At 61.8% G+C, this 5172-nt stretch carries 1 protein-coding gene and 1 pseudogene; both read right to left on the bottom strand.

The genetic code is table 11. The features are described 5' to 3' along the window. Nucleotides 1-101: 101 nt before the first annotated feature. On the bottom strand, nt 102-440 hold the full coding sequence (locus tag QRN33_RS24605; RefSeq protein WP_042610141.1) for a hypothetical protein: 339 nt from the start codon (nt 438-440) through the stop codon (nt 102-104). A 149-nt stretch (nt 441-589) separates the two neighbouring features. Continuing rightward, nucleotides 590-5172, bottom strand: a pseudogene (locus tag QRN33_RS24600) (LapA family giant adhesin); the annotation flags it as partial.

Genomic DNA, 5172 nt, shown 5'->3' with positions numbered 1-5172 from the left:
CTCGATCTCTCAGGTCGATGGATAGCGCCAGACACCTCGATCGGCTCCCTCTCCCTCCGGGAGAGGGCTGGGGTGAGGGTAAGCTGTTGATCTGGGCTGGATCAGATCAACCCGCCCTCATCCTCATCGATCAACTGGCTCAACCCGCCCAGCGCTTCACGCGCCTGGGTGCGGTCCATCAGTTTGGCCTGGGCCGCCGCCGGCAGGTCGGTGACGCGGATCACGCCTTTCTGGGTCAGCACCTGAATCAGGTCGTCGAGCACCCGAATCATTTCAAAGTCGCTCTGCTTGAGCTGTCTGAGGCTGTTTTCCACGGCTTCGTTGGCGTACCACGCCTGAATCTCATGGTTGTCGGCGGGCAGCGTTTCCGTGGCCTCGGCGTACGCCGCAGCTTCCACGCGAATCAACTGGCCTTGCGCATCGCGTTGCACGTAGAACATTGAGCATCCCTCACAAATGAACAGCGTCATGCTGTCAGCAGCATAGCCAACTGCGCGCCAGTATGCGGGGCGACGATGCAATCGTCACCGCTGCATTGCCTGAAAACGCGACGGCCGCCTCAGCGGAGGCGGCCGTTTTTGTTTCAGCCTCAGCTGTTGTTGTGATCGACCTTGATGGTCGGGTCGCTGCCGGCAATCAGGTTGTGCAGGTTGGCGCTCGCCCAATTGTTGCCTTCCAGTTTGATCGTCACGTCCGGCGTCGCCGCAGAGGCATCGCCCGAGTTGAATTTACCCGCCGAGCTGACTTGCAGCGACGACGTGCCATCGACCGTGGTGATTTTCAGGAAGTTGTCGATCGTGCTGCCGGTCTCGCCCTGCAACAGGTCGCGCAGGTCGATGCGGTCGCCTTCACTGGCTTTGAAATCCTTGATCACATCGTTACCGGTGTCGCCCGATTTCCAGACGAAGGTGTCACCACCGGAACCGCCGATGAGGATGTCGTTGCCCTGACCGCCGATCAGCGTGTCTTTGCCGCTGCCACCGAGCAGGATGTCATTGCCTTTGCCGCCGTCGAGCAGGTCGTTGCCGCCCGAGCCGAACAGGATGTCATTGCCTGCGCCACCGAGCAGCGTGTCGTTGCCGTCATGTGCGCCGGACACATCGAACGCCTGGTAGTGTTCGGTAATGTACTGGTGCACGTTGCTGGTGCTGACTTTGCTGACCTCGACGCCGGTTTCCTTGGCGACGAACGCCTGCATCGCCTGGTAACCCTCGCCGGCAATGCCGTTGAAGCTGACCAGATCGCCGAACAGGATGTCATTGCCTTCGCCGCCGTTGACAGTGTCGTTACCCGGCATCGTGGCTTCGGTATGACCGATGATCGAGTTGGCCAGGTCTTTCGGATCAATGTTGGTCTGCGGCGTTTTATCCGAATCGTACGGTTTCAGGTCATCCAGGGTGACGCCGCTGTTCAGACCGATCGCTTCGACGTTCGACAGCCCGCTGAGCAAGGCGAAGCCGCTGGCCGAGTTGCTGGTCGTCGACGAGTTGGTGCTGTTGCCGGTACCGGCCAGGTTCGACAGCTCGTAAGTGCCGTCGCCCTGAGCGTGGATGGTGCCCAGGTTGCTGCTGCTCCAGCCCCACCATGAGCTGTAGGTCTGCAGAGTCACGGTGCCGGCACTGTTGATCGTCAACGCATGGGTGTTGTCGATGTAGGTGCTGAAGGTGTCGCCCGGCTTGTAGTTGCTGGTTTTCACCACGTCATCGAGCTTCACGTTGCCGTACAGCGTCGGATTGGCTTGCTCGCCGGTCTGGTAATAGGTCGGTTGGCCGTCGGTAATGAAGTATGTGAGGTTCTTCGCCCCGGTGTTGGCTACGGCATCGGCACTCTGGAACCAGTTGGCCGTGGTCTTGAACACGTCCTCGTAGTTGGTGCCGCCGCCGGAGCCCATCGAGTCCAGCACGGCTTTGAGTTGCGCCAGCGCATTCGGGTCGTTGAGGTTCACCGACACCGACTTGTTGACCTGGGTATCGAAGTCCACCAGGAAGATGTTCACCGTGCCGGAGTTGCTGCCGCCCAGGCTCTGCTTGAGGCTGTTGAACACCGAAGTCAGCGAGTCTTTCGCAGCGTTCAGCGACGACGTGCTCATGCTGCCCGAGCTGTCGACCATGAACGCGATGTTGTAGTTGGTGCCCGGGACCACGGTCAGGCCGCCGATGTCAGCGACGATGATGTCGTTGGCGTCGGTGCCGGTGACGGTGTCGTCACCCGAGGTGGCGGTGACTGCGTTGTACACCGCAGGCACTACCGTGACCGGAATGGTCGCGGTGCTGCTCGCCGAGCCGCCGACCTGTTCGGTGGAGGTCGAGGTCACGGTCAGGTTGAACTGACCGTTGTAGTAGGTCGGCGGAGTCACGGTCAGAGAGCCGAGGTTCCAGCCGGTGACGTTGGCTTCGCCATTGCTCGCGGTAACGGTGAAGGTATGCCCTGCGCCATCGCTGAGCACCGAACCGACCGGTGCACCGCTGATCTTCACGCTCAGGGTTTCCGAGCCGTCGGTGTCGGTCAGCGCGGTGCTGATCGCCGACAGCTTCACCGTGGTGCCCTCGGCGCCGGTGTTGAGCTTGTAGCCGTCGTAGTAACCTTCGCCGTTGGTACCGTGCAGATCGGACACCGTCACGCCCGAGTTGATCAGGTCCTGCACACCGGTGTAGATCGGCACGCCAGCGTTGCTCAGGTCGATCGGTGTGCTGCCGTTGACCGACAGGTTGACGTCGTAGCTGCCCGGGCCGCTCTGGTTGTGGTGGTAGATGTCGAGGGTGTAGTAGCCGCTGGTGGTCGGGGTGAACGAACCATTGATCGCACCGCCCGCGCCCCAGGTACCCGAAGCCACGTTCTTGCCGCCGATGGTGATCAGCAGGCTGTCATCGGCGACGCCGCTGAAGCTGTAGGTCTTGCCGGCTTCCAGGTAGATCAGGCCAGAGGTCTTCGACGCCGTACCGGCGGCGACGCTGCCGTCGGACTGCACGTTGGTGACGTTGCCGCTGGAGTTCGGTTTGCCGGCCGCGTCGATCACGCTTTTCAGGGTGGTCGAGTTCGCGCCGCTGCCGTCAGTGCCCAGACCCGAGAGGCCGGTCCAGACTTCTTTGATCAGGCCAGTGGATTTCACGCTGTTGTCGGCCACGGCCACGGTCGGCGCATCCGCCACTGGCGTGATGTCGATCTTCACCGTGCCGGTATTGCCCAGCAGTTGACCGTCGGTAGGCTGGAACTTGATCTGTGCGTAGTCCGCCTGATTGTTGCCCAGACCGGTGCCGCCGTAACCGTTGGTGCCCGACTCGTTGGCATCCGGCAGGAAGCGCAACTTGCCAGCGTCGATGTCGGCCTTGCTGAAGGTCTGATTGTTGGCAACGTCTTTCCAGGTCGAGCCTTCCAGATACTGCAGTTTGCCCTCGCCCGGCAGCTGAGTGATCTTGATCCCGAGGCTGGTTGCAGGGCTGTCGACATCGCTGACGCCAAAGGTCGACCAGCCGAGGACCAGCGGCGTGTCTTCGCTGCCGGTGACATTGCTCGGCGCAGCGACCGGTGCATCGTTGACCGCCACCACGTTGACCGTGGTGGTCGCGGTGTTCGAGTAGTTGCCGCCATCGGTCACCGTCACGGTGATGATCCGAGGCACGGTGCTCGGATTTTCGCTGCTGTTGGTGAAGCTGATGTTCTTGATGACCTGCATGTAGTCGGCCAGCGTCGCGTTACCCGACAGCGTGAGGGTCACCGTGCCGTTGGTGCTGTTGGCATTGATGGTGATGCCGTTGACGCTGTTGCCCAGATTCAGTGCATCGCCGTCCTGACGGTTGGTCAGCACCACGGTGGCGCCGGTGAGCATCGTGCTGTCCGGGTCGGTGATGCTGATGTCGGTATCAGCGATCGACACGCCGGCGCCCGGGGTGTTCTCGGTGAACGTCACTTTGTAATCGGCACCGGTCGCGCCGCTGGAGTTGTTGGCGTCCAGATCGAGCACCGGTGGCGCATCGTTGTCGATGATCGAAGTACTGACGCTGCCATTGGTGCTGCTGACCGCGAGGTTCTCGAAGTTGCCGCCGGTAGCCGAATCGATCTTGACCACGAAGTTCTCGGTGCCTTCGGTGATCTTGTCATCAAGGGTGGCGACGTTGAACTGCGCGCTGCTGGCGCCCGCCGGGATCTTCACGGTGTACACACCGGTGAAGTCCGAACCGTCGGCAGCGGTGCCGCTGTAGACGATTTTCAGGGTCACTTCGGTCTGCGCCGGGTGATTGAGGCTGACGGTGTAGCTGGCGGTCTGGCCCTCGGTCACCGAGCTGCTGCCACTGATGCTGACGGTAGTGGTGTCGACAGTGTCAGTGACGCTGGTCACTGCTGGCGTGGTGCTCGGTACCAGGTTTTCGAAGCTGCCACCGGTTGCGGTTTTGATCGTGGCCTGCACCGAGCCGGCGTCTTTGTAAACGTCGTCGGACGGAGCTGGAACGTTCACGGTGCCGGTGGTTTCGCCTGCTTTGATGGTGATGACAGCGCCGTTGCTCAGGGTCACGGTGACTGGCGAGCCCGCCGGGTTGGTGAGCGTGGCGGTGTAAGTGATCTGGCCACCTTCGGCTACCGAGCCGGTCGCCGACAGCGACAGGTTGGTGGTGTCGACGGTGTCGGTCACGGTGGTGCTGACCGGAGTCTTGTCCGCGACCAGGTTTTCGAAGTTGCCGCCGCTGACGTTGGTGATCGAATTGGTGATCGGCGCGTGGCCGGTCAGCGCATCGTTTGGAGCCACAGCGGTCACGGTGCCGGTGGTCTGGCCGACCGCGATGGTGATGTTCTGACCGTTGGCCAACGTCACGACGACAGGCGAACCGGTGACAGGTGCGCCGACGGTTGCGGTGTAGACGACGTTGCCGCCTTCGGCCGTTGCAGCGGTTGCGCTCAGTTTTACGGTGGTGGTGTCGATCGTGTCAGTGACGCTGGTCACTGCTGGCGTGGTGCTCGGTACCAGGTTTTCGAAGCTGCCACCGGTTGCGGTTTTGATCGTGGCCTGCACCGAGCCGGCGTCTTTGTAAACGTCGTCGGACGGAGCTGGAACGTTCACGGTGCCGGTGGTTTCGCCTGCTTTGATGGTGATGACAGCGCCGTTCGAAAGAGTCACGGTCACTGGCGAGCCTGCGGCGTTGGTCAGTGTCGCGGTGTAAGTGATCTGACCACCTTCTG

It is taken from the genome of Pseudomonas sp. FR229a (assembly GCF_030209115.1).
In the GTDB taxonomy this organism is placed as follows: Bacteria; Pseudomonadota; Gammaproteobacteria; order Pseudomonadales; family Pseudomonadaceae; genus Aquipseudomonas; species Aquipseudomonas moraviensis_A.
This window is presented reverse-complemented; position numbering and strand designations above follow the sequence as displayed.